The 430-nt window shown below is 61.2% G+C and carries 1 protein-coding gene; it reads right to left on the bottom strand.

Annotated elements, in window-relative coordinates; genetic code table 11:
* Positions 1–430: MORN repeat-containing protein (locus C9J29_RS24035; RefSeq protein ID WP_419690817.1), on the bottom strand; the 430-nt coding region annotated here is incomplete at both ends.

Raw genomic sequence — 430 nt, 5'->3', positions numbered from 1 at the left:
CGACGTAGCGGCTGCCATCGGCCAACAGCAACTGGCCCTGACCCATGAAGCGCCAGTTGTCGAAATCACCCTGATAGCGGCTGCCGTCAGAACCGATCAACTCGCCTTTGCCGGTCAGCGCGCCTTCCTTGAACTCACCGCTCCAGACGTCACCGTCGCTGTTTTCATAGCGCCCCTTGCCGTCCAGCTGGCCATTGCGGAAATTGCCGACGTATTGATCGCCTTCAGCACTGGTGAAGCTGCCGGTGCCCTGCAATTGACCGTCGATGAAGTTGCCACTGTACTGGTTGCCGCTGGCGTCACTGCGCGACCCCTCGCCGTTGGCCTTGCCATTGGCGAACATGCCTTGATGCTGGCTGCCGTCTTCCAGTTCCAGGCGACCGGGGCCGTCGTATACACCGGCCTTGAACTGGCCACGATAAAGCACGCC

This window comes from Lysinibacillus fusiformis (assembly GCF_003049525.1).
GTDB lineage: Bacteria > Bacillota > Bacilli > Bacillales_A > Planococcaceae > Lysinibacillus > Lysinibacillus fusiformis.
The sequence above is the reverse complement of the archived record's forward strand: the minus strand, read 5'-3'. Positions and strand labels throughout refer to the sequence as shown.